23 protein-coding genes are annotated in these 26,541 nt (G+C 68.1%); 6 read left to right on the top strand and 17 right to left on the bottom strand.

Annotated features, from left to right (window positions below; all coding sequences use genetic code 11):
• The first annotated feature begins 246 nt into the window (after nt 1-246).
• Nucleotides 247-1,863, top strand: coding sequence for an RNA repair transcriptional activator RtcR (rtcR, locus tag LRH25_RS09335; RefSeq protein WP_141288040.1), 1,617 nt, complete (start codon nt 247-249; stop codon nt 1,861-1,863).
• On the opposite strand, the gene add is transcribed toward rtcR, so the two are convergent.
• The 7 genes from add to LRH25_RS09300 all read right to left on the bottom strand — a co-directional run bounded on the left by add (nt 1,850) and on the right by LRH25_RS09300 (nt 8,918).
• Nucleotides 1,850-2,911: an adenosine deaminase gene (gene add / locus LRH25_RS09330; RefSeq protein ID WP_231011035.1), complete on the bottom strand. Its 1,062-nt coding sequence runs from the start codon at nt 2,909-2,911 to the stop codon at nt 1,850-1,852. The two genes, rtcR and add, sit on opposite strands and share 14 nt — an antisense overlap.
• Nucleotides 2,912-3,028: 117 nt before the next feature.
• Entirely contained in the window at nt 3,029-3,973 is a 945-nt protein-coding gene (locus tag LRH25_RS09325) for a nucleoside hydrolase (RefSeq protein WP_141288038.1), read from the bottom strand.
• Nucleotides 3,974-3,979: 6 nt separating this feature from the next.
• Nucleotides 3,980-4,999, bottom strand: a complete 1,020-nt coding sequence (locus tag LRH25_RS09320; RefSeq protein WP_231011034.1) for an ABC transporter ATP-binding protein — start codon at nt 4,997-4,999, stop codon at nt 3,980-3,982.
• 16 nt (nt 5,000-5,015) lie between these two features.
• Complete coding sequence (locus tag LRH25_RS09315; protein WP_141287313.1) at nt 5,016-5,798, bottom strand: ABC transporter permease; 783 nt, start codon at nt 5,796-5,798, stop codon at nt 5,016-5,018.
• The gene (locus LRH25_RS09310) at nt 5,795-6,703 is read right to left on the bottom strand and encodes an ABC transporter permease (protein ID WP_231011033.1); all 909 of its coding nucleotides are present in this window, start codon (nt 6,701-6,703) and stop codon (nt 5,795-5,797) included. Before LRH25_RS09310 ends, LRH25_RS09315 begins: the two co-directional genes overlap by 4 nt.
• Nucleotides 6,704-6,709: 6 nt before the next feature.
• Nucleotides 6,710-7,744: an ABC transporter substrate-binding protein gene (locus tag LRH25_RS09305; RefSeq protein WP_141287312.1), complete on the bottom strand. Its 1,035-nt coding sequence runs from the start codon at nt 7,742-7,744 to the stop codon at nt 6,710-6,712.
• 64 nt (nt 7,745-7,808) lie between these two features.
• The gene (locus LRH25_RS09300; RefSeq protein WP_141287311.1) at nt 7,809-8,918 is read right to left on the bottom strand and encodes a porin; all 1,110 of its coding nucleotides are present in this window, start codon (nt 8,916-8,918) and stop codon (nt 7,809-7,811) included.
• A 160-nt stretch (nt 8,919-9,078) separates the two neighbouring features.
• Between LRH25_RS09300 and LRH25_RS09295 the strand changes: the two genes are divergently transcribed.
• Together LRH25_RS09295 and LRH25_RS09290 are read left to right on the top strand one after the other, a co-directional pair.
• On the top strand, nt 9,079-10,041 hold the full coding sequence (locus tag LRH25_RS09295) for a LysR family transcriptional regulator (protein WP_141287310.1): 963 nt from the start codon (nt 9,079-9,081) through the stop codon (nt 10,039-10,041).
• Between the two features lie 98 nt (nt 10,042-10,139).
• Complete coding sequence (locus LRH25_RS09290) at nt 10,140-11,252, top strand: lactonase family protein (protein WP_375140570.1); 1,113 nt, start codon at nt 10,140-10,142, stop codon at nt 11,250-11,252.
• Nucleotides 11,253-11,286: 34 nt separating this feature from the next.
• On the opposite strand, the gene LRH25_RS09285 is transcribed toward LRH25_RS09290, so the two are convergent.
• Both LRH25_RS09285 and LRH25_RS09280 read right to left on the bottom strand, forming a co-directional pair.
• Complete coding sequence (locus LRH25_RS09285; protein WP_141287309.1) at nt 11,287-11,562, bottom strand: DUF3297 family protein; 276 nt, start codon at nt 11,560-11,562, stop codon at nt 11,287-11,289.
• Between the two features lie 27 nt (nt 11,563-11,589).
• Entirely contained in the window at nt 11,590-12,300 is a 711-nt protein-coding gene (locus LRH25_RS09280) for a YebC/PmpR family DNA-binding transcriptional regulator (protein WP_141287308.1), read from the bottom strand.
• A gap of 292 nt (nt 12,301-12,592) precedes the next feature.
• On the opposite strand from LRH25_RS09280, the gene LRH25_RS09275 reads away from it, so the two are divergent.
• Together LRH25_RS09275 and LRH25_RS09270 are read left to right on the top strand one after the other, a co-directional pair.
• The gene (locus LRH25_RS09275; RefSeq protein WP_170200831.1) at nt 12,593-13,633 is read left to right on the top strand and encodes an AraC family transcriptional regulator; all 1,041 of its coding nucleotides are present in this window, start codon (nt 12,593-12,595) and stop codon (nt 13,631-13,633) included.
• Between the two features lie 281 nt (nt 13,634-13,914).
• Nucleotides 13,915-15,489, top strand: coding sequence for a methyl-accepting chemotaxis protein (locus tag LRH25_RS09270; RefSeq protein ID WP_141287306.1), 1,575 nt, complete (start codon nt 13,915-13,917; stop codon nt 15,487-15,489).
• 85 nt (nt 15,490-15,574) lie between these two features.
• On the opposite strand, the gene LRH25_RS09265 is transcribed toward LRH25_RS09270, so the two are convergent.
• The gene (locus LRH25_RS09265) at nt 15,575-16,753 is read right to left on the bottom strand and encodes an MFS transporter (RefSeq protein WP_231011032.1); all 1,179 of its coding nucleotides are present in this window, start codon (nt 16,751-16,753) and stop codon (nt 15,575-15,577) included.
• A gap of 98 nt (nt 16,754-16,851) precedes the next feature.
• Here LRH25_RS09265 and LRH25_RS09260 point away from each other — a divergent pair, with 98 nt between their 5' ends.
• Nucleotides 16,852-17,625, top strand: a complete 774-nt coding sequence (locus LRH25_RS09260) for a DeoR/GlpR family DNA-binding transcription regulator (RefSeq protein WP_231011031.1) — start codon at nt 16,852-16,854, stop codon at nt 17,623-17,625.
• A gap of 19 nt (nt 17,626-17,644) precedes the next feature.
• Here the strand turns inward: LRH25_RS09260 and LRH25_RS09255 are convergent, their stop codons facing one another.
• The 7 genes from LRH25_RS09255 to LRH25_RS09225 form a co-directional block, all read right to left on the bottom strand.
• Complete coding sequence (locus LRH25_RS09255) at nt 17,645-18,349, bottom strand: response regulator (RefSeq protein ID WP_231011030.1); 705 nt, start codon at nt 18,347-18,349, stop codon at nt 17,645-17,647.
• Nucleotides 18,346-21,072, bottom strand: coding sequence for a two-component system sensor histidine kinase KdpD (gene kdpD / locus LRH25_RS09250; protein ID WP_231011029.1), 2,727 nt, complete (start codon nt 21,070-21,072; stop codon nt 18,346-18,348). Before kdpD ends, LRH25_RS09255 begins: the two co-directional genes overlap by 4 nt.
• Before the next feature lie 51 nt (nt 21,073-21,123).
• Nucleotides 21,124-21,705, bottom strand: coding sequence for a potassium-transporting ATPase subunit KdpC (gene kdpC, locus LRH25_RS09245; RefSeq protein ID WP_231011028.1), 582 nt, complete (start codon nt 21,703-21,705; stop codon nt 21,124-21,126).
• Nucleotides 21,706-21,722: 17 nt separating this feature from the next.
• Complete coding sequence (gene kdpB, locus LRH25_RS09240) at nt 21,723-23,807, bottom strand: potassium-transporting ATPase subunit KdpB (RefSeq protein ID WP_141289741.1); 2,085 nt, start codon at nt 23,805-23,807, stop codon at nt 21,723-21,725.
• Between the two features lie 10 nt (nt 23,808-23,817).
• Nucleotides 23,818-25,608: a potassium-transporting ATPase subunit KdpA gene (gene kdpA, locus LRH25_RS09235; protein WP_141289742.1), complete on the bottom strand. Its 1,791-nt coding sequence runs from the start codon at nt 25,606-25,608 to the stop codon at nt 23,818-23,820.
• Nucleotides 25,605-25,697, bottom strand: a complete 93-nt coding sequence (kdpF, locus tag LRH25_RS09230) for a K(+)-transporting ATPase subunit F (protein ID WP_141289743.1) — start codon at nt 25,695-25,697, stop codon at nt 25,605-25,607. Before kdpF ends, kdpA begins: the two co-directional genes overlap by 4 nt.
• Before the next feature lie 205 nt (nt 25,698-25,902).
• The gene (locus LRH25_RS09225; protein WP_231011027.1) at nt 25,903-26,409 is read right to left on the bottom strand and encodes a PTS sugar transporter subunit IIA; all 507 of its coding nucleotides are present in this window, start codon (nt 26,407-26,409) and stop codon (nt 25,903-25,905) included.
• Nucleotides 26,410-26,541 lie beyond the last annotated feature (132 nt).

Here is a 26,541-nt window from a genome sequence, read left to right as displayed (position 1 = left end):
CACCCAGGCCTTGCGCACCGGCGCGGCCGGCTTTCGCCAAAACCGCTGACCTGTGAAGCGTTCACTTTCCGTGGTCGACACCGTTCTATTCGCACGGGGTGTGCCAACCCTGGTTCGGCTCAGCCAGAAGACATTGCAAGCCGTTGAATCCAAAAGGAAATATTGAATTCGGAGCAACTCGTCGACTGACGAATTGCTGGCAGAAGTATCGGATTGCTAGAATTAAAGCTAGCCAACTAGCCAGAAATGAAAACCTCCCAGAAGACCGTCGTCATCGGATTCCTCGGCACGCAGCTGGACTCGGGCCAGGGCGCGGGCCGGTGGGAGAAGTGGCGGCCGACGATTTCGCTGGTCCAGCACGAGGACACGGTGATCCACCGGCTGGAGTTGCTGTACACCAAGCCGCACCTGGCGCTGGCGCAGCTGATGAAGGCCGACATTGCCAATGTTTCGCCCGAGACCACGGTGAACCTGGTGCCCATCGAGCTGGCCGACCCGTGGGACTTTGGCGAGGTCTACACCGCGCTGTACGACTGGGCCAAGGGCTACCGCTTCGATGCCGAGCGCGAGCGCTACTGGGCCCACATCACCACCGGCACGCACGTCGCGCAGATCTGCATGTTCCTGCTGGTCGAGTCGCGTCAACTGCCGGGGGTGTTGCTGCAAAGCTCGCCGCCGCGGCGGCAGCGCGCGGGCGAGCCGGGCAACATCGCGCTGATCGACCTGGACCTGTCTCGCTACGACGGCATTGCCAAGCGCTTCCACCAGGATCAGAGCGACGCGGTGGCCTTCCTGAAGAGCGGCATTGCCACGCGCAACCCGCGCTTCAATGCGCTGATTGCCGAGATCGAGCGGGTGGCAGTGCGCTCGAAGGCACCCATCCTGCTGGTGGGCCCCACGGGCGCAGGCAAGTCCTTCCTGGCGCGGCGCATGTACGAGCTGAAGAAGGCGCGGCACCAGCTCGAAGGCAGCTTCGTCGAAGTGAACTGCGCCACGCTGCGGGGCGACGGTGCGGCCTCCGCGCTGTTCGGCCACAAGAAGGGCGCGTTCACCGGCGCAGCAACCGAGCGCGCAGGCCTGCTGCGCACGGCGGACGGCGGGCTGCTGTTCCTGGACGAGATTGGCGAGCTGGGGCTGGACGAGCAGGCCATGCTGCTGAAGGCCATCGAGGAAAAACGCTTTTTCCCGATGGGCAGCGACCGCGAGGTGGCGAGCGACTTCCAGCTGCTGGCCGGCACCAACCGCGACCTGCGCGCCGAGGTGGCGGCCGGCCGCTTCCGCGACGACCTGTTCGCCCGCATCAACCTCTGGACCTACGACCTGCCGAGCCTCGCACAGCGCACCGAAGACATCGAGCCCAACACCGAGCACCTGCTGGCCTTGAGCGCGCAGGACACCGGCCGCGCCGTGCGCTTCAACGCCGAAGCCAAGGCCCGCTACCTGCGCTTCGCGCAGTCAGCCGAAGCCACCTGGAACGGCAACTTCCGCGACCTCAGCGCGTCCGTCACGCGGCTGGCCACGCTGGCCGAGGGCGGGCGCATCGGCGTGGACCTGGTGGACGCAGAGATCGCTCGGTTGCGCTGGCTGTGGAAGCGGCAGGACGAGCCGAGCAGTGGCGCCGAAACCGACATCGACCTGCACGCCCTGCTGGGCGACGAAACGGCGGACGCGCTGGACTTGTTCGACCGCCTGCAACTGCAATCGGTGCTGCGCGTGTGCCGCAGCGCCAAGAGCCTGTCGGACGCCGGCCGGCAGCTGTTCCACGTCAGCCGCACGCAGCGCAGCGTGGTCAACGATGCCGACCGGCTGCGCAAGTACCTGCAGAAGTTCGGCCTGGGCTGGGAACGGATCAGCGAGGCCTGAGAGGCCAGCCGCCCGGGCCCTGAGCTGCGGCGGGAGGCAGCAGCTGAGCACTCAGGCTGTCGAACTGCAGACTCCAGGCCTGGCGCCAGGCCTGCCGCAGATCGTCGTCCATCCAGGCGGCGTCCAGGCCATTGAGCATGAAGCCCTTCAAGGCCGGCAGGTCGAAGCCGAAGTCCTGGGCCATCATCAGCCAGGCGCGGGTGGGCGTGACGTGGTGCAGCGTCGGGTCGTCGGTGTTGGGGTGCACGCGCAGGCCCAGGCGCACCATCTCGCGGATCGGGTGGTCCAGCGCCCAGCGCTCCGGCGCCAGGGTGCGCAGGTAATAGGAGTTGGTGGGCACGACGGTGAAGACGAGGTTGCGCTCGATGCAGCGGCGCACCAGCGCCGGGTTGTCGATCACGGTGTAGCCATGGTCCACGCGGTCGACCTGCAACTGGTCGATGGCGGTCTCGACATGGGTCCAGGGCGTGCCGAATTCACCGGCATGCGCGGTGGTCTTGAGGCCGGCGCGGCGCGCGTCCCGATAAGCCTCCCAGAACAGCTCCGGTGGGTGGCCGACTTCGTTGTAGTCGATGCCAATGCCGAGGACCTCGGGCGCCCGATGGGCCGCAACCAGGCGCACCATCTCCACGGCGTCGTCCGTGGTGGCTTCACGGTCGATGCTGGGCACCAGACGGCCGATGATGCCCAGGTCGCGCTCGGCATCTCGAATGGCCTGCACGATGGCGCTCTGCGCCGCCACATAGGGAATGCGGGAGACCTGCATCGTGCCGGTGGGGTTCCAGAAAAACTCGGCGTAGAGCACGCCATGCTGGCGCGCGTCTTCGAGGTACTCGCGGGTGAGGCGGTACAGATCGTCCGCGGCGACGATGAGCTCACGGTCCAGCGCTCGCAGCACGCGCAACACGCCCACGGGCTTCTCGCCGCGGGTGTAGAAGGCCTCGATGGTGTCCTCGCTGATGGGTGCCTGCGCCTTCCTGGCCAGGGCCTGGAAGGTCTGCTGTCGCACGGTGCCGAACAGGTGGCAATGCAGTTCCACCTTGGGCATGGCGTGCAGGAATCTTTCGAGTGGCGACCGGGGGTCAGCCGCCTCGCACGAGGCGCTCTGGAACATGTCTGTCTTCTTGTTCGTGAGGAAATGGCGGAGTGATGCGCCCTAGGGCGCTCAGCCCAGGCAATAGATCAAGCGATCCATGAGGGCCGGCAGGGCCTGGCCAGCATCAATGCGCATGGCCACCTGCACCGGTGGCTTGCGCTGGTGGGCCGGCCGGAATTCGCAGACCGTCATGCCGCGGGTGAAGCGGCCTTGCAGTTCGATGTCCACCTGCGCCGGCCGGAACTCGAAGTGCTCGGGGTGGCTGAGGTAGGCGGCCACGACCGGGTCGTACAGTGGCATGGGGACCGCGCCGTCCGCACTGCGGATGCGCTGGTAGGCGTCCAGGTAGCCCGCGAACCATTGCGCCCTTGGGCTGGCCAGCGCCCGCACCTGGCGAACCTCGGCCTGGGTGAGCGTGATCTGGCGGCACAGGTTGAGGCCGAACATGCGCAACGGAATGCCGGCATTGAAGACTTCGCTGGCGGCCTCGGGGTCGGCATGGATGTTGAACTCGGCGGCGGCGGTCTGGTTGCCGCCGTCGGTGGAGCCGCCCATCAGCAGGATCTCGGGGATGGACGCGGCGATGTCTGGCGCCTGGCGCAGCGCAGTGGCCAGGTTGGTCAGCGGTGCGATGGCCAGGATGCTGAGCTCGCCCGGGTGGCGGCGCACAGCATCGATCAAGGCTTGCACGGCATGCGGGCCGCTGCCTGCGGCCGTGGCAGCCACCGGTGGCAACGGCTCGCCGGTGGTCTTCATGCCACTGGCGCCCAGCACATGCTGCGCGGTCTCGTTGCCACCCGCCAGGGCCTGGTCGCAGCCGCTGTAGAGCGGCGCGCTCAGGCCGTAGTGGGACTGGATGCGCTGCGCGTTGTCGAAGGTGGCGGCCAGGGGCGCGTTGCCCGCGACCACGCTGGTGCCCACCCAGTCCAACGCCGGATTGGCGGCCAGCAGCAGCATGGTGAACCAGTCGTCGAAGCCGGGGTCGGTGTCCAGCCAGATCTTGCGGTTGCTCATGGTGCGTCAGTCGCGCAGGCAGACGGCCGCTGCGAGCGGCAGCGCGAAGTGCACGGTCTCGCCTTCGCGCCAGCGAGCCTCGGCGGCATCGCACAAGCCCTTGACCGGCCCCAGCGGCGAGTCCAGCAGGTATTCGACCTGGTCACCCAGGTAGCCGCGCGCCCGCACCGTGCCGGCGAGCTCGCCCTGCCCCACGCGCACCTGGCCCACGCGCCAGCCCACGCTTGCGGTGCCGGGCGGCAACTCACCGGGCAAGACCACCCGTTGGCCGGCCTCGCCGCAGAGGCAGCCGTCGCGGTAGGAGAAGAGATTCTCGAAGCCCATGAAGTCGGCCACGAAGCGATTGGCGGGCCGGTTGAACAGCAGCTCCGGCCGGTCGAACTGCTCGATCTTGCCGGCGTTCATGATGACGATGCGGTCCGACAGCGCCAGCGCCTCTTCCTGGTCGTGCGTCACATACAGCAGGGTGACGCCCAGCTCGCGCTGGATGCGGCGCAACTCGGCGCGCATCTGCACCCGCAGCTTGGCGTCCAGGTTGGACAGCGGCTCGTCCAGCAGCAGCAGCTTGGGCTCGATGACGATGGCGCGCGCCAGCGCCACGCGCTGCTGCTGCCCGCCGGACATCTGCGCCGGCAGCCGCTGCTCGAAGCCGGAGAGACCGGTGGCCGCCATCACCTTCTCCACCCGCTGGCGCAGCGCCGCTTCGGGCACCTTGCGCAAGCGCAGGCCGAAGGCAATGTTGTCGAACACGTTCAGGTGCGGGAACAGCGCGTAGGACTGGAACACCAGCCCCATGTTGCGCTGGTGCGCAGGCCTGCGGCTGATGTCCTCGCCGTCGAGCACGATGCGCCCGGCATGCAGCGGCTGCAGGCCGGCCACGGTGCGCATGGTGGTGGTCTTGCCGCAGCCGCTGGGCCCCAGCAGCGAGACCAGCTCACCCTTCTCGACTGCAAGGTGCAGATCCTTCACCGCCGCCGCGCCGCGCACATAGCCGGTCGCCAGACCGTGAAGCTCCAGAAAACTCATGACCTGACCCTTGGCACTACATGTACTTGGAAAAACCCAGCACCCGCTCGGCCGCGAACACCAGCAGCATCGAGAACACCACCAGCACGGTGGACAGGGCGGCGATGGACGGGTCGAAGGTGCTCTCCACGCGCCCCAGCATTTCAATGGGCAGCGTGCTGATGCCAGGTCCTGTCAGGAACAGCGAGACCGGCACCTGGTTGAACGAGGTGATGAAGGCCAGGAAGAAGGCGGCGATCAGCGCGCCCCGGATGTTGGGCAGCACGATCATGAAGAAGGCCCGCAGCCGCGTCGCCCCCAGCGTGACGGCAGCGTCCTCGATGTCCACCCGCAGGTTGGACAAGCTGGCATAGGTCACCCGGATGGCATACGGGATGGACAGCGCCAGGTGGCCGATGAACAGGCCCAGGAAGACCGGCGCGTCGATGCGCAGCACCAGGTGGCGCAGCAGCGCCAGGCCCGCCACCATGCCAGGCACGATCAGCGGCGAGGTGATGACCAGCCGGATCACCCCCATGCCCGGCGGCGGCATGCGCGAGAAGACATAGGCCACCGGCACGCCCAGCAGCAGCGCCGCCACGGTGGCCAGCAAGGCGATCTCCAGGCTGGTGAGAAAGGCGCGCAGGAACTCGCCGTCCTGGAGCACCGCCAGCGTCCAGCGCCACGAATAGCTCCTGGGCGGAAAGGCCAGGGTTTCGGCATCGCTGAAGCCGGCCATGCAGGTGATGACAAAAGGCCCCAGCAGGAACAGCAGCAGCAGCAACAGCGCTGCACGAGAGAAGAGCGAGTCGCGGGTCATGGTCTGCGGGGGCTCCGTCGGTGGGCCAGGCGCTTGAGCAGCACGCTCATGGCCAGGGTCAGCACGATCAGGATCACGGCAATCACATTGGCCGCGCCCAGGTCGCCCTCCACATTGACCTTCTGGTAGAGCAGGGTTTCGAGCATCAGCACCTGCGGGCCGCCCAGCAGCGCTGGCGTGACATAGGCGGTGACGCAGCCGGTGAACACCAGCGTGCCGCCCACCACCAGGCCCTCTTGCGTCAGCGGCAGGGTGACCCGCCAGAAGGCCTGCAAAGGCGTGGCGCCCAGGCTGCGCGCGGCGGCCTCCACGTCCCGCGGCATGTTTTCCATCGCGCTGACCTGCGAGATCAGCATCAGCGGCGCGAACAACTGCAGCAGGCCGATGAACACCGCGCCTTCCGTGAAGAGCAGGCGCAGCGGCTCGGCGGAAAGGCCCAGCCACACGATCACGTCATTGACGAAGCCGTTGCGGCCCAGCAGCACGATCCAGGCATAGGTGCGGGGCACCGGCGCGATCATCAGCGGCAGGATGGTCAGCGCCATCAACAGGCTGCGGTAGCGGCCGGACACCCGCACGATGGCCTGCGCCGGTGGGTAGCAGATCAGCGCAGACAGCAGCGTCACCAGCCCCGCAATGCGCAGCGTGCGCCAGAGGATCTGCCAGTTCAGCGCGGAGGCGAAGAACTCGGTGAAGTGGGCCAGTCCCCAGCTGCCGGCACCACTGCCCGCGCCTTCAACGCGGAAAGACGCCAGCAGCAACAGCAGCACCGGCAGCAGGAAGGCCAGCACCACAAAGGCCAGCGCCGGCGCAATGAGCAGCCAGCGCCATGGCGCTTGCCCAGGCTTGGCGGCGGAAGCGGGCGCGGGCATTGGCGAGGGCGGCGTCACGGCAAGGGCAGGCACGGCGGCTCAGCGCGCCATGCCCTTGTTCCAGGCGTCCACCCAGCCGGCGCGGTTGGCCAGGATGGTGTCGGGCTTGACGAACTTCAAGGACGCCATCTGCTCCTCGCCATAGGTGCTGACCTCGGCAATCTCCTTGGGCAGCGTCACGGACTTGTTGACAGGCGAGTCGATCATGTTGAGCGCCAGCGCCGTCTGCACTTCCTTTGACAGCCAGAAGTCCATCAGCTGGTAGGCCAGGTCGGCGTTCTTCGAGCCGGCCACGATGCCCATCACATTCAGCCCGGCGGCCTGTCCTTCCTTGGGCGAAGCCCACTTCAGCGGCATTCCGGACTTGGTCATCTGGGCCCACACAAAACGCGGCACCGGCGCCAGCCAGATCTCGTCCTGGGCAAACAGCGCCGCCAGCTGCGCGCTGTTCTTGACGAAGGTGACCACGTTGCCGCGATTGGCCAGCACCTTGTCCATGCCGGTCGCATAGCTCGGGCTGGTGCCGCCCCACGAGACCTCGGCCATGTGCAGCGTCAGCGGCCCCTGGGTGGTGGTGATGTCTGGCATCGCCACGCGGCCCTTCAGCGCCGGGCTCCACAAGTCCTTCCAGGAGGTCACCGCGGGCAGCTTGTCGCTGCGGTACACCAGCCCGACGGAGTAGGCGGTGTAGCCGACGGCGAACTTGCCGCCAACGGGGTCCTTGGCAAAGGGTTCCAGGTCGTCGTAGTTCTTCAGGCGGCCGTAGTCCAGCGGCTGGACCAGGCCCTTGCGCGCGGCCTCCAGCATGCCGAAGTCGGAGAACAGCACCATGTCCACGACCTGGTTCTGGCGGCGCGCATCCAGCTTGGCGATGCGGTCGGCGTTGTTGCCGGTTTCCACCACCAGGTTGCAGCCGCACTTGGCGCGGAACGGGGTGTAGACGTACCTCTCGAAGCCGGGCTGCGAGACGGCGTAGGTCGAAAGCGTCAGCGTGCGCCTGTCTTCGGCGTGGCCGGTGGCCGCCAGGCCGGACAAGGCCAGCGCCAGCAGGCCCAGGCGTGAGGTCTTCTTCATGATGCTGCTGTAGGAGAGTTCGGTGAGGCCGCAAGAGCCGTGCAAGCCCCAGGGGCCAATGCCATCAGAACCGGTGGCGCATGCCCACCGTCAGCATCGTCTGCCGGCTGTCGCTCGAGGCACCATAGCCGAAGATGTGCGCCTGGGTGGCGTCGCCGCCGGCGCGCTGCTCGATCAGGTTCACGAACAGGTCGCTGCGCTTGGACAGCACATAGTTGGCCTGCAGGTTCACCTGATCCCAGTGCGGCGCGGTGTCGATCACGTTGTACTTGCCGTTGGTGCGCGTGTAGGCCAGGCCGAGGATGACCTTGGGCAGCACGGTGTAGTTGATGTTCACATCGTAGTTCTGCATGTGCAGGTCGCTGCCATCCAGGTACTCGTACTTCACATCGCTGAAGTAGGCGCCGATCAAGGCCGGGCCCAGGGTGTACAGGCCACCGGCGCCGGCAATCGATTGCCGGGCCGTGCCGAAGCTGGCATTGACGGCGCTCTTGGTGAACAGCAACAGGCTGCTGGCGTAGTCGTTGCCCACGGCACCGGCCGTGTTGCTGGCACTGTTGGGATTGTTCATGCGCGCATACACGGCGCCCAGGTCCCAGGGCCCCTGCTTGTAGCCAACACCCACGCTGTAGGCCTCGTTGTTCGAGCGGGTGGTGCTCTCGCTCAGGCCGTAGACAGCCGTCAGGTTCAGGCCGTTCCAGCGCGGGCTGATGTACTTGATCGAATTCTGGATGCGGATGTCGTTGTAGGCGTTGTCGTTGTCGCCAATCGCCACGCCATTGCTGGCGATCAGCACCGGGCCCAGGTAGTCGTGCACCGTGTCGTACTGGCGGCCCAGCGTGAGGGTGCCGAACCGGTTGTCGCTCAGGCCCACATAGGCCTGCCGGCCAAAGGCGCGGCCGTTCTGGGACAGCGTGCCCGTCATCACGTTGAAGCCCTGCTCCAGCGTGAACACCGCGCTGGTGCCGCCGCCCAGGTCTTCCTTGCCCTTCAGGCCCCAGCGCGGGTTCTGGTTGGTGCCGCTCACCGCATGGCGGTTGCTTTTGCCGCCTTCGTCCGAGACATAGCCCACGCCGGCCGAAATCAGGCCGTAGATCGAGACCGTGGACTCGGCATGGGCCGTTCCGGTCGACATCACCGCGCAACCGAAGCACAGCGTCAGCACTTTTCTCATCGCAACCTCATCCAGGCGTTGTTGTTGCACCGCGGCGGCGACCAGGCACTTCGTGGTGCGGCCGGCCGGTGCATGGAAGGAAGGTTGCAATGTAGGACGAGGTAACAATAAGTGCAGATGATTATCTGTATGGTTCCATAGTCTCAAGTTATATTTTGGCGTGGACGATGACGCTGACAACCCTTCTGCCGACCGCCTGCCCGGCCTCACGCTGCGACAGCTGCGCCACCTCGTGACGCTGGCCGAACTGCGCAGCTTCACGCGCGCGGCGCAGGCCCTGTCCATCAGCCAGCCTGCGCTCACGGCCTCCATCCGGCAGGCCGAGTTCCTGCTGGGCGGGCAGTTGTTCGACCGCTCCTCCCATCGGCTCACGCTCACCGGCGCGGGCGCCCTGGTGCTGCCGCTGGCCGAGCGCCTGCTGAATGTCGCCAGGCTCAGCTTCAACGACATGAGCCTGGCCGTGACGCAGGGTGTGCAGACGGTGCGCATCGGCCTGATCCCCTCGGTGGCCGAAAAGGTCACCGCCCACCTGATCGCGCTGCAGGCGCAGGAGCCCAGCGTGCGCTTCACGCTGCAGGACATGGCCAATTCCGACCTGATCGAAGCCGTTCAGGCCCGCAGGGTGGACTTCGGCATTGGCGCGCGCGAGCGCCGGGCGGCCGATGCCGGCCTGGTCTGCGAGGATCTGTTCCGCGACGACATCATCATCGTGATGCGGGCCGACGATGCCCTGGCCTCGCACGCGCAGCTGGCCTGGGCCGATCTGGTCGACCGGCCGCTGGCCGTCTTCGTGCGCGGCAATGTGGCCGACAGCCTGCTGCGAACAGCCGAGGAAATGGGCCTGGAGCTGAACGTGGCCTTCCGCATGGAATACACCGAACCGATCTACGCGCTGGTGCGCAACCGGCTGGCCATGGCCATCATGCCGCGGCTCTACACCGAGCAACTGCACGACCCCGGGCTGGTGGTGCGGGCCCTGCGGGCGCCGCATGTCAAACGCGGCATTGCGCTGCTGGCCACCGCCGACGACGCGCGCAGCCCGCAGGTGATGCTGTGCCGCTCGTGGATCGTCAACGCGCTGCGAGTGGCCCCGTCGGCGGACGAAGCGCCCGGCGAAACCTGATCCGCGTCCGCGCCGCTCAGGGAAAGCCCCCTGATGCGGCCGGGCCGGCTCGTCGATAGTCCGCCAGTTGTACGACGACTGATGACATGACACCAACCATGAACACCAACTCACATACCCTCGCTCGCCACAGCCGGATGCGCCGCGGGCTGCTTGCCACCAGCGCCAGCCTGGCAGCGCTGTGCGCCAGCGCCGCGCACAGCGCCGAATACGCCTACATCGCCAATGCCGACAGCCAGGAAATCTCGGTGCTGGCGCTGGACCCGGCCAAGGGCACGCTGAGCACCATCGAGACCGTGCCGGTGGGCGGCACCGTGATGCCGCTGGCCGTCAGCCCGGACAAGAAGGTGCTCTACGCCGCGCTGCGCTCACAGCCGTTTCGCGTGCTGAGCTTTGCCATCGACCCCGCCAGCGGCAAGCTGCGCAAGCTCGGCGAAGCGCCGCTGGCCGACAGCATGGCCAACATCGACACCGACCGCAGCGGCAAGTGGCTGTTCGCAGCCTCGTACCCGGGCCACAAGATCACCGTCAACAGCATTGGCAAGGACGGCGCCGTCGGCGCGATCCAGCAGCTGATCCCGACCGCGCCGAACGCGCACGCGATCCACGCGGACGCCACGAACCGCACCGTGTTCGCCACCAGCCTGGGCGGCGACCAGCTTTCCGCGTGGCGCTTCGACGAAGCCACCGGCCAGCTCACGGCGAACAGTCAGCCGCTGACCATGGCCGACGCCAAGACCGGCCCGCGCCACTTCGTGTGGGACAAGGCGCAGAAGTTCATGTACGTGCTCTGCGAGGTGGACGCTTCGCTCTACACCTATGCCTACGACGCCGCGGCCGGCACGCTGCGCCAGCTGCAGCGCACCAGCGTGCTGCCGCCCGGCTTCACCGGCAAGCCCTGGGCGGCGGACCTGCACCTGGGCAACGACGGGCGCTTCCTGTACGCCTCGGAGCGCACCACCAGCACGCTGGCCACCTTCCAGGTCAACCCTGCGACCGGCTTGGTGCAACTGGTCAACCACGTGCCAACCGAAAAGACCCCGCGCGGTTTCGCGATCGATCCTTCGGGCCGCTGGCTGCTCGCCACCGGCCAGGACTCGCACGGCGTGGCGGTGCACGCCATCGACCCGGCCAACGGCACGCTGAGTCAGGTCCAGCGCTACGCGCTGGGCAAGAACCCGAACTGGGTGGAGATTGTCGAACTGCCCTGACGCGAATCGGGGCAGTTCAGCGCGGTTGAGGGTCTCAGCGGTAGAACGCCTCGACCCTGCCCTTCAGCTTGATCTTCAGCGGCTGGCCCCTGCGGTCCTTGGCCTTGCCGGCGGCCACCGCGATCCAGCCTTCGCTGATGCAGTATTCCTCGACGTCGAAACGCTCCTTGTCATTGAAGCGGATGCCGATGTCGTGCTCGAAGACCTTGGCGTTGTAATGCGGGCTGCGCGCGTCCGTCGAGAGGTGGTCGGGCAGCGCGGGGCGCTCGGCAGGCGTAGGGGCGGAAGCGGTCGTGGTGTCGTCGGTCATGGGAGCTTGGTGATTCGGGGGTGAGGCTCAGCCGGCAAGACCCGCGAAAACGTTCTGCACGTCTTCGTTGGCGTCCAGCGCGGCGAGAAAGGTTTCGACTTCTTCGAGCTGCTCGGCATTGAGCGTCGCCGGGTCGACCGGGTTCTTGGGCTTGTAGCCCAGCTTGGCCGACAGCACATTGAAGCCCTGGCCCTGCAGCGCGCGGCTGACCAGGTCCAGGTCGGTGGGGTCGGTGAGGAACACCGTCGCGCCGTCTTCGCCGGGCTCCAGGTCCTGCGCGCCGGCCTCGATGGCGGCCATCTCGGGGTCGGCGCCCGGGGCCACCGGTTCGGCCTCGATCATGCCGACGTGGTCGAAGTCCCAGGCGACCGAGCCGGAGGTGCCGAGCTGGCCCTTGCGGAACAGCACCCGCATGTCGGAGGCGGCGCGGTTCACGTTGTCGGTCAGGCATTCGACCATCACCGGCACGCGGTGCGGCGCAAAGCCTTCATACAGCGCGTACTCGAAGTGCACCGCCTCACCGGTGAGGCCGGCGCCCTTCTTGATCGCGCGCTCCAGCGTGTCCTTGGGCATGGACACCTTGCGGGCCTGCTCCACCACGAGGCGCAGCCGCGAATTGGCGGCCGGGTCCGCGCCGTGGCGGGCGGCAATCATGATGTCCTTCGCCAACTTGCCGAACAGGCGCCCCTTGGCATTGGCCGCCAGGTCCTTGTGCTTTGCTTTCCACTGCGCGCCCATGGCTGCGGCTCTTTCTGCGAGTTGCGGTTGCCGCGACGACTGGCGCCCGGCGGAATGCACGGGCGCTTCAACAATGCTGGCGCGGCCTGCGCGCAGGCCGGCGGCGCACGCGAAGGGGGCGGATTTTACGGCCAGGCTGAACAAGCCCGGCGCAAGCCCGGCGCCCCGAGCCCCGCACTTGCGCCTGCGCAAGCAACCGAGGCAGCCGCAGTCCAACAATTGGGCCAACCGTCACCAGCACCCCAATGCGGCATTTATGCGCCACGACCTACCCGGACAAGACAGGCAAGCCATGTTGGCCCCGGTCTTCCTGGCGCCTGTGCTGGCAGAAGCTGCGCGCCAGCGGGTCAGCGTCCACACGCTGACCCGCGGCCTGCAGATCACCGCAGAGGACCTCAACTCGCCTGGCACGGCGATATCGCACAGCGAAGCGCTCACCGTGGTGCGCCGCGCCGTGCAGGACCTGCGCATCGACGATGCCGGACTGGCCCTGGGCATGCGAGCCTGCGTCACGGAGCGCGGCATCCTGGCGCTGGGCATGTTGGCCGCTGCCACGCTCGGCGATGCGATCAAGCTGGCGCTGCGGTTCCCCGAAAGTGCAGGCTACCTGCTGAGCCTCTGGGAAACGCCCTCTGCCCAAGGCCCGCAACTGCACGCGGAACCGTTTCCCGACGACCTGGACCTGCAGGACTTTCTGGTCGACCTGACCTTCTCGTCCACGGTGGCTGTGTGCCGGCAGGTCACGGCGGCGAACTACACGCCTGCCGGCGTGGAACTGGTCCGCAAAGCCCCCGCGGCGGGCCACGCCCATGAGCAGTTCTTCGGCTGCCCCGTGCGTTTCGGTTGCCCGAGAAACACGCTGACGACAGGGGCCGACTGGCACAACTTTCCCTTGCCCTGGGCCAATCGCCAGGCCTATCGGGTGTCCTCGCAATCGCTGGAGCAAGCCTGTGCGCAATGGCGCGCAATGACAGGCTTGGCCCCCCTGGTGACCCGTGCACTGCACCGCAGCCTGCCACGCATCGCGAACCTCGCGGAGGTCGCGGCAACACTCCACCGCAGCGAACGCACCCTTCGCCGCCAATTGGCCCAGCAAGGCCTGAGCTATCGCAGCCTGCTCGACGACAGCCGGAAATCCCGGGCACTGGAGCTGATGACCAGCAAACGCTGGGGCCTGGCCCAGATCGCGGCCGAGGCCGGCTTCTCCGACACCCGCGCCTTCACCCGGGCCTTCAAGCGTTGGACCGGCCACTCGCCCACAGCTCTTCGCGACCGGCCCGCTGCCCTGACGACGCCCGCGACCGAGGCCGAGGCAGAAGCTGAGCCTGACTGATCAGCCGCCCAGCCCCGGGCTCAAGCATTCGGTCACGCAAGGCAATGCCGAGCCAGTCCGGCACGCCGTGGCTCGCTCACCTGTCGATTGGCCGAACGGGTCCATGGAATGGCCGAGCGGGCCCTGTCTGCCCGCAGGCCCGAACCGATAAGCAAGTGGTCGATGTCTGCATGGCCCGGCCACCTTCGGCGAGATTGGCCGTCAACTCCTGAACCAGACGACGGTTGCACCGCGCATTGTTTGACCAAAGACCCGACACCGCATTCAACTCACCCACCACCATGACCATCCTCAGCAATATAGGCATCGGAAAACGCCTTTACGCGGTTTCCATCTTGTTGATCGTCGCGCTGTCTGCGCTGGCTGTCAGTTCCTGGTTTCAGTTGGTGCAGGTCGGGCAATTGGCCAATCGCGTGGGCATCGTGCGCGCACTGCAGCTCGAACTCATTGCCAGCACCGAGCTGGGGGTCACGCGCGCGTTGCTGGACCTTCGCCAGGCCATGCTGGTCAAGACGCCGCAAGAGGCCGAGGCCGCGCTGGGGGACATCGACGCCGTGCGCAAGCAGATCACCCACAACGACGACACCTACCTGCGCGAAGTCACGACGCAGGAGGGACGGGACGCGTTTGAGCGCGACTGGCTGCAACTGCAGAAAATCACCTGGCCGACCGCCGAAGCCACGGTCGCTTTGGTGCGCGAGGGCAAACGCGAGCAGGCCTTTGACACCTTGATGCTACGCACCATTCCGGCGTTTGCGCGCATGCAAGACTGGCTGAGCGCCGAGCGCGCCCGCCAAGGCAAGATGCTGGCTGCCGAGGTGGGCGACATCTCGAAAGCCGCCGACGCGATTCGCATCCAGCTCGCGGGCTTGGTCGCTGCCATCGGCGTGGGCCTGATGGGCTTCTCCTGGTACATCGCACGCCTGCTGCGCCGGCGTGTCACCCAGGCGCAGCAAGTGGCAGAGCGAGCCCGCCAAGGCGACTTCACCGTTGCGGTCACCGATCACGCCAGGGATGAGTTCAGCCCCTTGCTGGGCAGCCTTTCCGCCATGCAGTCGTCTTTGATCGATGTGGTGGGTTCGGTCCGGCGCAATGCACAGGGCGTTGCCACCGCCAGTTCGGAGATTGCCAGTGGCAACAACGACCTGTCGCAACGCACCGAACAACAGGCTTCGGCACTGGAGGAGACCGCCGCGTCAATGGAAGAACTGAGCTCGACTGTCAAACAGAATGCCGACAATGCTCGCCAGGCAGAGCAACTGGCAAAACTGGCCAGCGAAGTCGCCCGCAAGGGGGGCGATGTCGTGGCAGAAGTCATCCAGACGATGAAGGGCATCAACGACAGCGGCAAGAAGATCTCCGACATCATCGGTGTGATCGACGGCATTGCCTTTCAGACCAATATCCTGGCGCTGAACGCCGCCGTGGAGGCCGCCCGTGCCGGAGAACAGGGCCGCGGCTTCGCGGTGGTGGCCACCGAAGTGCGCAACCTGGCCGGCAGATCCGCCGAGGCTGCCAAGGAAATCAAGAGCCTGATCACAGCCAGCGTCGAGCGCGTCGAAGAGGGCACCACGCTGGTCGACAAGGCGGGGGCCACGATGTCCGAAGTGGTCTCTTCCATCCGGCGGGTGACCGACCTGATGAGCGAGATCAGCACCGCGAGCAACGAGCAGAGTGCCGGCGTCACGCAGGTGGGCGAAGCCGTCATGCAGATGGACCGCGCCACGCAACAGAACGCCGCGCTGGTGGAGCAAAGCGCCGCTGCCGCCGAGAGCCTGAAAACCCAGGCCCGGCAACTGGTGCAAGCCGTGGCGGTTTTCCAGCTCTCGCAAGACGCGGCTTCCGGTCCCCGGTGAACGCAAAGGTGGAGGCCTGCTGCTCCGGCAAGCCGGCAGCCAACGCGAAGGGACGGAATTCAGGCACCTCATCTTCCTCCTGGACTCATGCCGGCTGCGCCTGCGGCGCAGGTTCGGCCAGCTGAGGCGCCAGCACCGAGATGACGGCTGCCAACGCCGCCAGCACCAGCAGCGCCAGACGCAGGCCGCCAAGGTGGGCGAGCCAGCCGATCATCGGCGGACCGAGCAGGAAGCCGCCATAGCCCATGGTCGCCATCGCGGCAATGCCATGACCCGGGCCGCGGTGCGAGCGCCGGGCCGCCGCGCCAAAGGCCAGCGGCGCCACCGTGGCCACCCCCAGCGCCACCGCAACAAAGGCCACCATCGTCAAGCCCAGCTGCTGGGCAGCCAGTGCGATGGTGAGTACCGCGGCGCCCAGCGCATTGGCCAGGCGCAGCAAGGCGGGCGCCGGCCAGCGCAGCAGCAGCTTGTCGCCCGCCAGGCGCATGGCCATCATCGCGAAGGCAAACGCCGCGTAGCCCAGCGCGCCCACCGCTGCGGTGGTGCCCAGCGTGCCGGTCAGGTAGACGGCGCTCCAGTCGGCCATGGCACCTTCGATCAGGAAGGCACAAAAGACGATGGCGCCCAGGCCCAGCATGCCTGGTTCAGGGCGCGCGAAACGCGGGCCTTCGGGCATGGGCGCAGGCAGCGTGGCCGGCAGCCAGCGGCGCGCCAGCAGCGTGACCAGCGCGAGCAGCACCGCCACGCCGCTGAGGTGCCAGAACGGCGAAATGTCCGCATGCGCCATCGCACCGCCCAGCGCCGCCCCACACAGGCCACCGGCACTCCACAGCCCGTGCAGGCCGGACATGATGGGCTTGCGCTGGCGGGTCTCGACCTCCACCGCCAGCGCGTTCATCGCCACGTCCATCGCCCCGTTGGCCGCGCCCAGCAGGAACAGCGAAAACGCCAGCGCCGGCAACGAGCCGACGATGACCGGATGCGGCAGCGCGTAGAAAAACATGAAGCCGGTGGCCAGCGTCAGCGCCCGCGCACCCAGGTGCGCAATGCCACGGCCGGCCAGCTGGAAGGCCAGCAGCGCGCCAGCGCCCATCGCCAGCAGCGCCAGGCTGAGCTGGCCTTCGCTGAGGTGCAGGCTGTCGCGCACGGCAGGAATGCGCGAAACCCAGCTGGCAAAGCCGGCGCCATTGGCGAAGAAGACCGCGGCCATCGCCAGGTGTTCGGCACGGGGCGCTGCAGCGCCTGCATCAAGGGTGGCGGCCATTCGGTCAAAGCTCCAGATTTGCGCTCAATCGAGCAAATTCACAATTAAACGAGCATACTTGAGCAATCAAGCCACCGCAAGCTGCCTAGAATTGCCGCATGGACCGCAAGACTTCTGCCCCGCCGCAGTTCAGCGAGGAACGCCGCGCCCGCATCCTGGAAGAGCTGCAGGCCAAAGGCCGCGTCGAAGTGCCGGGGCTGGCACGCCTGCTGGAAGTTTCCGAGCACACCATCCGCCGCGATCTGCTGGACCTGCAGGCCCAGGGCAAGCTGCACAAGACCCATGGCGGCGCCGTCAACCTGGACACCGCGCGGCTTGACTTCGCAGCACGCAGCAGCGTGCAGGTCAGCGCCAAGCAGGCCATTGGCCAGCTCGCCGCCACGCTGATCCAGCCGGGCCAGACGGTCATCATCGACGCCGGTTCCACCTCGCTGAGCCTGGCCCGCGCCCTCACCGCCCGTCCGCTGACGGTGATCACCAACGCACTGGACGTGGCCACGCTGTTCGACCGCGAACCGCAGGTGCAGCTGGTGCTGACCGGCGGCACCTGGCAGCCGCAGTCACGCGCGCTGTGGGGCCCGGCGGCCTGCGAAATGCTGGCCCGCTGCCGGGCCGACTGGGCGGTGCCCGGCGCCTGCTCGGTGGACCTGCGCATGGGCACCACCGTGACCGACGAGGCGGACGCTGCCACCAAGCAGGCGATGATCGCCGCGGCCGCGCGCACGCTGATCCTGGCCGACCACACCAAGCTGGACAAGGTCTCGCCTTTCGGCGTGGCGCAGTGGCACCAGGTGCACACCCTCGTGAGCGACCGCCCGTGGCCAGCGCTGGCTGCGCTGGGCGTGCAGGTGCTGGTCACACCGGCGGACTGATCAACCCACTCGCGCCGCCTCAAGGCACGAAGCGGTAGCCAATCCCCGTTTCGGTCAACAGGTGCCGCGGCTGCGCCGGGTCGTCCTCCAGCTTCTTGCGCAGCTGCGCCATGTAGACGCGCAGGTAATGCGTGTCGTCCGCATGGCTGGGGCCCCAGACCGAGCGCAGCAGCTGGCGGTGGGTCAGCACGCAGTGCGGGTGCGCGGCCAGATGCGTCAGCAGCCGGTACTCGATGGGCGTGATGTGCAAGGCCTCGCCGCCGCGCTCGACCGTGCGGCGGCCCAGGTCGATGCGCACCTCGCCGAACTCGATCGCGCTGCCAACCGCGTTCGCGCCTGCCGCGGCCGGCGTGGCGCGGCGGCGCAGGTGGGCGCGCACCCGCGCCAGCAGCTCGCCGGTGCTGAAGGGCTTGACGAGGTAGTCGTCGGCGCCGGCGTCCAGCGCCTCGATCTTGTCGGCCTCGCCGGTGCGGGCCGACAGCACCAGCACCGGCACGTCGGACCAGCCGCGCAGCTCGCGGATCAGGGCCACGCCGTCGCCGTCCGGCAGGCCCAGGTCCAGCACCACCATGTCGGGCCGGCGCGTGCCGGCTTCGATCAGGCCACGCTCCAGCGTCTCGGCCTGGTGCACCTCGAAGCCTTCGCGCTCCAGCGACAGGCTGACAAAGCGGCGGATCTCGGCCTCGTCCTCGACGATCAGCACGCGGGGCACGGGTTCACTCATGCGCTGGGTCCTTCTGTGATGTCTTGGTCGGGCCAGGCCTCGTCGGCCACCATCGGCGGCGGCTCACCGCGCGGCAGCTCGACGATGAAGCGCGCACCGCCCGCCGGCCGATTCTCGGCGCGGATGCGCCCGCCATGCGCCTCGACGATGGCCCGGCAGATCGCCAGCCCCAGGCCCACGCCGGGTGTGGCGCTCTCGCGCCGGCCACGCTCGAACATCTCGAAGATGGCCTGCTCGCGGCCGGGCGGCAAGCCAGGGCCTTCATCGTCCAGCGTGATGCGCACCCAGTCGCCTGCCACCTCGGCGCCGAAGCCCAGCGGGCTGCCCGGCGGCGTGTACTTGGCGGCGTTTTCCAGCAGGTTGCACAGCACGCGCTCGAACAGCGCCGGGTCCACCTGCAGCAGCGGCAGGTCGGCCGGAAGCTGCGCCTTCACGCGGCGCGCGTCCAGCGTGCCGTCCATCGCCCGCAAGGCACTGCCCAGCGCTTCTTCCAGTGGCAGCCACTGGCGGTGCAGATGCACCTGGCCGGACTGCAGCCGTGCCATGTCCAGCAGGTTGTGCACCTGCGAGCGCATGCGCAGCGCAGACTCGCGCATCGCATGCGCCAGCTCGGCCTGCCGCGCGGGCTCGGGCAGCGGCTGCAGCGTCAAGGACTCGGCCATGCCGACCATGGCTGCCAACGGCGTGCGCAGGTCGTGCGAGATGGCCGCCAGCAGCGAGTTGCGCAGGCGCTCGGACTCGACCTGCACCGTCGTCTGCTGCGCCACCTCCACGTAATGGATGCGCTCCAGCGACAGCGCGAGCAGCGAAGCGCAGGTCGCCAGCAGCCGCTGCTGCTCCGGGCCCACCAGCCGGGCAGGCTGCTGCGGCGCGACCGCCAGCACGCCGCGCATGCGCATCGGCGCCTTCAGCGGCAGGTACAGCATGGCCGCGGCCGGCAAGGTGTTGGTGCCCTGCCCGGCCGCCTCAGCATGGTCGTAGGCCCATTGCGCCACGCCGAGGTCGACAGCCTTTTCTGCTTCCACGCCTTGCGAGGCGACCAGCCGGTCATTCGCGTCCGCCACCAGCAGCGTGCTGCGCGCGTCGAACTGCGAGGCCAGGAAACGCGCGGCGATCTCGGCGACCTGCTCGGCCATCAACGCACCGGAAAGGTCCCGCGACATCGCGTACAACGCGCCCACCCGCGCCTCGCGCCGCGTGGCCACCAGGGCCTGGAACTTCAGGCCGGCCGTCATCTGGCCAATGACCAGCGCGACCACCAGCATCACCGCGAAGGTCAGCAGGTACTGCGCGTCGCTCACGCTGAACGAGAAGCGTGGCGCGACGTAGAGAAAATCGAAAGCCGCCACGCTGAGGAAGGCCGCCATCACGGCCGGGCCACGGCCGTAGCGCACGGCCGCCACCACCACGGCCAGCAGGAACAGCATCACGATGTTGGCCAGCTCGAAGACCGACTGCAGCGGCGCCGCCAGCACCGCGGCCACCGCGCAGCACAGCGCCGCCATTGCATACGGCCGCCAGCCCTGCATCTCGGGTGCCGGCGTGCCCCAGGCCCACCAGGGGCGCGCCCCGCGTTCGTCCTGGCGCGCAGGCAACGCGATCTGGATCACGTCCAGGTCCGGCCCCATCGCGCCCACCGCTTCAGCCAGCGTCAGCCGCCAGGGGCGAGGCCAGCGGCGTGTGTCACGGCCCAGCAGCACGCGAGAGAGGTTGTGCGCCTGGGCGTAGCGCACCACCTCTTCCGGCAGCGAGCGGCCGGACAGCGTGGCGGTCGTCGCGCCGGCTTCCTCGGCCAATGTCAGCAGCCGCAGCGTGCGCTGGCGCACGGCGTCCGGCAGGCGCTGCAGGCGCGGCGTCTCGACGTACAGGCAGTGCCAGGGCACGCCCAGCTGCGCGGCCATGCGCGAGGCGGCACGCACCAGCTTGTCGGCCCCATCGCCGGGGCCGATGCACAGCAACAGCGCCTCGCGGGTCTGCCAGACCGGCGCGACCGAGCGGTTGCGGCGGTACTGCAGCATCTCGTCGTCGACCCGGTCCGCCGTGCGCCGCAGCGCCAGCTCGCGCAGCGCGATCAGGTTGCCTTTGCGGAAGAAGTTGCGCACCGCCGTGGCGGCCTGCTGCGGCAGGTAGACCTTGCCCTGCTTCAGGCGCAGCAGCAGCTCGTCCGGTGGCAGGTCGACGATGACGACCTCGTCGGCCTCGTCGAAGATGCGGTCCGGCACCGTCTCCCAGACGCGGATGCCGGTGATGCCGGTGACCACGTCGTTGAGGCTTTCGAGGTGCTGGACGTTCATCGTCGTCCAGACGTCGATGCCGGCGTCCAGCAGCTCCTCCACGTCATGCCAGCGCTTGGGGTGGCGCGAGCCGGGCACGTTGGAATGCGCCAGCTCGTCCAGCAGCAGCAGGGCCGGCCGGCGTTGCAGCGCGGCGTCCAGGTCGAACTCCTGCAGCACGCGGCCCTTGTGCTCGACGCTGCGCAGCGGCAGCCGGTCCAGCCCCTGCACCAGCGCTTCGGTGTCGGCGCGGCCGTGGGTCTCGACCAGGCCCAGCAGCACAGCCACGCCCTGGCGGCGCAGGTCCTGCGCGCGCTGCAGCATCGCGAAGGTCTTGCCCACGCCGGCGCTGGCGCCGAAGAAGATCTTCAGCTTGCCGCGCGCGGCCTGGGCTTCGTCGGCCTGCAGCCGGGCCAGCAGTTGGTCGGGGTCGGGTCGGGTGTCAGTCACTGCCAGAGCATAGGGGGCCGCGCATCAGGATCGCATCAGCGGGGACTTGGTTCAAGACGCGGGCTGCTGGTCCAGCGCCAGGTTCAGCTGCAGCACATTGACCCGCGGCTCGCCCAGCAGGCCCAGTGTGCGGTCCTCGGTGTGCGCGGCGATCAGGGCCTGCACGCTGGCCAGCGGCAGCTTGCGCTCACGGGCCACGCGGGCGGCCTGGTACGCGGCCGCGGCTGGGCTGATGTGCGGGTCCACGCCGCTGGCCGAGGTGGTCACCAGGTCCACCGGCACGGGTTGCGTGTTGCCCGGGTCGGCGGCCTGCAGCGCGGCCACGCGGGCCTTCACCGCATCCACCAGCGCCGGGTTCAGCGGGCCGACGTTGGTGCCGGCGGAGTTGGCGGCGTTGTTGGCCATCGGGCTGGTGGCCGAGGGCCGGCCCCAGAAGTATTTCGGCTCGCTGAAGGCCTGGCCAATCAGCTTGGAGCCGACAGGCTGGCCTGCGGCATTGCGCAGCAGGCTGCCGTGGGACTGCTCGGGAAAGGCTGTCTGCGCGACGGCGGTGACGACCAGCGGATACGCCAGGCCAGTGATCGCGGTGAGCACCACGAACAGGCTGACGGCAGGGCGGATGAGGTTTTTCATGATGATGGCTTTCGAGTTCAGACCCAACCGGCGGCGCTGAGCAGCAGGTCGATGGCCTTGATGCCGATGAAGGGCACGATGACGCCGCCCAGGCCGTAGACCGCGAGGTTGCGGCGCAGCAGCACCGCGGCGCCCAGCGGCCGGTAGCGCACGCCCTTGAGCGCCAGCGGGATCAGGAAGACGATGATCAGCGCGTTGAAGATCACGGCCGACATCACGGCAGAGTTCGGGCTGGCCAGCTGCATCACGTTCAGCGCGCCCAGCTGCGGATAGGTGCTGACGAAGGCGGCCGGGATGATGGCGAAGTACTTGGCCAGGTCATTGGCAATGCTGAAGGTGGTCAGCGAGCCGCGCGTCATCAGCATCTGCTTGCCGGTTTCCACCACCTCGATCAGCTTGGTCGGATTGCTGTCCAGGTCCACCATGTTGCCGGCCTCCTTGGCCGCCTGGGTGCCGGAGTTCATCGCCACCGCCACGTCGGCCTGGGCCAGCGCGGGCGCGTCGTTGGTGCCGTCGCCCGTCATCGCCACCAGCCGGCCCTCGGCCTGGTGCTGGCGGATCAGCGCGAGCTTCTGCTCCGGCGTGGCCTCGGCGAGGAAGTCGTCCACGCCGGCTTCGGCGGCGATCGCCGCGGCAGTGAGCCGGTTGTCGCCGGTCACCATGATGGTCTTGATGCCCATGCGGCGCAGCTCGGCAAAGCGTTCCTTGATGCCGCTCTTGACCACGTCCTTCAGCTCGATGATGCCCAGCACACGGGCACCGTCCGACACCGCCAGCGGTGTGCTGCCGCGGCGGGCCACGTCTTCCACCGTGGCCGACAGGTTCGCCGGGAAGCTGCCGCCGAGCGCCTCGACGTGGCGGCGCAGCGCATCGGCCGCGCCTTTGCGGATCTGCCGCGTGTTGCCACCAGCCGGCAGGTCCACGCCGCTCATGCGGGTCTGCGCGGTGAAGGGCACGAAGCTAGCGCCTTCGGCCTGGAAGCCGGGGTCGCGCAGCGGGTGCAGTTGCTTCGCCAGCACCACGATGCTGCGGCCCTCGGGCGTCTCGTCGGCCAGCGAGGCGAGCTGGGCCGCATCGGCCAGTTCCACGTCGCTCACGCCGGGCGCCGGGATGAAGGCAGAGGCCTGGCGGTTGCCCAGCGTGATGGTGCCGGTCTTGTCCAGCAACAGCACGTCCACGTCGCCCGCGGCTTCGACCGCGCGGCCGGAGGTGGCAATCACGTTGGCCTGCATCATGCGGCTCATGCCGGCCACACCGATGGCCGAGAGCAGGCCAGCGATGGTGGTCGGGATCAGGCAGACCAGCAGCGCGATCAGCACGGTCACGCTGATGGGCGTGCCGGCGCCGGCCACCTGCACGCTGAAGACCGAGAACGGCAGCAGCGTGACGGTCACCGCCAGGAAGACGATGGTCAGCGCGACCAGCAGGATGGTCAGCGCAATCTCGTTGGGCGTCTTCTGGCGCTTGGCACCTTCGACCATCGCGATCATGCGGTCGATGAAGGTTTCGCCGGGGTTGGCACTCACGCGCACCACGATCCAGTCCGACAGCACGCGGGTGCCACCGGTCACGGCGCTGAAGTCGCCACCCGACTCGCGAATCACCGGGGCCGATTCGCCGGTGATGGCGCTCTCGTCCACCGAGGCCACGCCTTCGATGACCTCACCGTCGGCCGGCACCACGTCACCCGCCTCGACCAGCACCACCGCGCCCTTGCGCAGCTCGGTCGATTCCAGCGGATGCCAGGACGAGCCGTGGCGCGGCTCTTCCAGCTTCTTGGCCCAGGTCTGCTTCTTCAGCCCGCGCAGCGAGGCCGCCTGGGCCTTGCTGCGGCCCTCGGCCAGGGCCTCGGCGAAGTTGGCGAACAGCACCGTGAACCACAGCCACAGCGCCACCGCCAGCGTGAAGCCGGGCGAGCCTTGCGTGGCGCCCTGGCCAAAAGCGGCTTGCAGCCACAGGCCGGTGGTCAGGATGCTGCCGACGTAGACGACGAACATCACCGGATTGCGCCACTGCACCCGTGGGCTCAGCTTGCGAAAGGCGTCGACCACGGCCGGCCTGGCCAGCGCGGGGTCGAACAATGAAAAGCTCTTGCGTGTCATGGGAACTCACTCACTTCCAGAGCACCAGGTGCTCAACGACCGGGCCGAGTGCCAGTGCTGGCACATAGTTCAGCAGGCCCACCAGCAGCACGATGCCGATCAGCAGGCCGCCGAACAGCAGGCCATGCGTGGGCAGGGTGCCGGATGTCGTGGCGATGCGCTTCTTCGCTGCCAGCGAGCCGGCAATCGCCAGCACCGGCACGATCACGCCGAAGCGGCCGAACCACATCGCAATGCCCAGCAGCACGTTGTAGAACGGCGTGTTGGCCGACAGCCCGCCGAACGCGCTGCCGTTGTTGTTGGCCGCCGAGGTGAAGGCGTAGAGGATCTCGGAGAAGCCATGCGCGCCGGGGTTGGCCACGCCCGCCTGCCCGGCAGGGCTCAGCACTGCAATGGCGGTGCCCAGCAGCACCAGCAGCGGCGTGACGAGGATGGCAATCGAGCTCATCTTCATCTCGTGCGCCTCGATCTTCTTGCCCAGGTACTCCGGCGTGCGGCCGATCATCAGCCCGGCGATGAAGACCGCCAGGATCGCGAAGATCAGCATGCCGTACAGCCCCGTGCCCACGCCGCCGAACACCACCTCGCCCAGCTGCATGTTGACCAGCGGCACCAGCCCGCCCAGCGGCGTGAACGAGTCGTGCCAGCCGTTGATCGCGCCACAGGAGGCGTCGGTGGTGATGGTGGCGAACAAGGCGGTGTCGGCAATGCCGAAGCGCGTCTCCTTGCCTTCCATGTTGCCGCCGGCCTGGGCCAGGCTCATGCCCTGGTCCACGCCCAGCGGCGCCAGCAGCGGGTTGCCCTGCTGCTCGAAGCTCATCGCGGCCACCGCGCCGACCAGGAACAGCACGCCCATTGCAGCCGCCACCGTCCAGCCCTGGCGCCTGTCCTGCACCATGCGGCCGAACGCAAAGCACAGCCCGGCCGGGATCAGGAAGATCGACAGCATCTGCACGAAGTTGGTCAGCGGCGTCGGGTTCTCGTACGGGTGCGCCGAGTTGGCGTTCAGGAAGCCGCCACCATTGGTGCCCAGCATCTTGATTGCCTCCTGCGAGGCGATCGGGCCCATCGCCAGCGTCTGCTCGCGGGTCTGCTGCGGCTCCGTCACCGGCTGGCCGTCAGCGCCCTTGATGGGCTGGCCTTCGGCATCCAGCTTCGGCGTTTCGTAGTGCTGCGTCTCGAGGGTGTGCACCACCGGGTAGGCATCGAAGTTCTGCACCACGCCTTGCTGCGCCAGGAACACCGCATAGACCATGCACAGCGGCAGCAGCAGCCACAGCGTGGCCCGCGTCAGGTCCACCCACAGGTTGCCGATGGCCTTGGCCGAGTGCCGTGCGAAGCCGCGGATCAAGGCGATCACCACCACGATGCCGGTGGCCGCGGAGAAGAAGTTCTGCACCGCCAGGCCCAGCATCTGGGTCAGGTAGCTCATCGTGGTTTCGCCCACGTAGCCCTGCCAGTTGGTGTTGGTGGCGAAGCTGATCGCGGTGTTGAAAGACGAGTCGGGCGACACGTTGGCCATGCCCTGCGGGTTCAGCGGCAGCCACAGCTGCAGCCGCTGCAGCGCATACACCGCCAGCACGCCCAGGCCGTTGAACAGCAACAGCGCCAGCGCGTACTGCAGCCAGCCCATCTCCGCCTCGGGCTTGACGCCGCAGAGCCGGCACAGCCCGGCCTCGATGCGGCCCGCCCAGCGCAGCCGCCCTTCCATCACCGCGGCGATGTAGCGCCCCATCGGCATGGCCAGCAGCCACAGCACAACGCTGTAGACGGCCAGCAAAGTCCAGCCATGTGCATTCATGAAAACTTCTCCGGCTGCAGCAAGACCGCCACCAGGTAGACCAGCAGGCCTGCCGCGACGATGCCACTCAAGATGACCAGACCGCTCATTTCTCGGTCCCTCCCAGCTTTGCGCAACCCTGCGCCATGCCCACCAGCAACAGCCAGCACACGACGCTCAGCGCGATGTAAACGACATCCATGGGACGCCCTCCTTGAAACATGCGCTCATCGTAAAAATCGGGGCATCAAGACGGTGCCAAGACTCGGCAGCCGGGTATCAAGAAAGTATCAAGACGCCCTTTGCGGCGCCCGGTCAGGCCGGCAGCGTCAACAGCTTCCACACCTCGGCTGGCGTGCGACTGCGCGCCAGCGCCAGGCGGAACACGCCCTCGCCACAGCGGCTCGCAAGCCCGGCCAGGCGGATCAGCTGCGCCTGCGGCTCGCGCACCGGCAGCAGCAACGCGATCAACCAGCGCACCGGCTGACCATCCGGCTCGCCAAAGCTCACCGGCGAGCGCAGCCCCACGCAGGCGCCCACCGGCGCAGCCAGGCCGGCCAGCTGGGCATGCGGCAGCGCCAGGCCATGCCCCAGTGCGGTGGAAGCCAGCGCCTCGCGTTGCACCAGGCGGCGCAGCACGGCTTCCTGCGGACAGACCAGCCGGCGCGACAGCAGCCGTGCCAGCACCTGCAGCGCCGCAGCGCCGTCCGGCGCCGCCACGTCCAGCAGGATGTCCTCGCAGGCCAGCCAGGGCTCGGCAGCGGGCGAGTCCTGGCGCGCACTGCGCGGCAGGGACGGAACACAGGGCGAGAGAACGCTCATGCCGGCATTGCAGCAAGCAGCACTTCAAGCCGGGATCAAGAAAGCGGCGGCCGGCATCAAGCCGAAATCAAACGCGGGCGCTTGATGCGGGTTTGATGCGGGCTTGATGACGAGAGCCCGTCTCTTGATGCC

The organism is Ideonella azotifigens (genome assembly GCF_021043325.1).
Lineage (GTDB): Bacteria > Pseudomonadota > Gammaproteobacteria > Burkholderiales > Burkholderiaceae_C > Ideonella > Ideonella azotifigens.
The sequence above is the reverse complement of the archived record's forward strand: the minus strand, read 5'-3'. Positions and strand labels throughout refer to the sequence as shown.